The organism is Wenzhouxiangella sp. XN24 (genome assembly GCF_011064545.1).
Taxonomy (GTDB): domain Bacteria; phylum Pseudomonadota; class Gammaproteobacteria; order Steroidobacterales; family XN24; genus XN24.
The window spans coordinates 1-218 of record NZ_JAAMFG010000022.1 but is presented as its reverse complement, the minus strand read 5'-3'; the positions used below and the strand labels follow the sequence as shown (position 1 = coordinate 218).

The window sequence follows — 218 nt, the reverse complement described above, 5'->3', positions numbered from 1 at the left end:
TTGATCTCCTTGGCCGCGGCGGCGGAGCGCTGCGCCAGGGTGCGGACCTCACCGGCGACCACGGCGAAGCCGCGACCCTGCTCCCCGGCCCGGGCTGCCTCGACGGCGGCGTTGAGGGCCAGGATGTTGGTCTGGAAGGCGATGCCGTCGATGACCTGGATGATGTCGGCGATCTTCTTGGAGCTCTCGGTGATCGCCCCCATGGTGACCACGACTTC

General features: G+C 68.8%; 1 protein-coding gene. It reads right to left on the bottom strand.

Annotated elements, in window-relative coordinates; all coding sequences use genetic code 11:
* On the bottom strand, positions 1-218 hold a 218-nt coding region (locus G6032_RS15870), incomplete at both ends, for a methyl-accepting chemotaxis protein (RefSeq protein ID WP_240901926.1).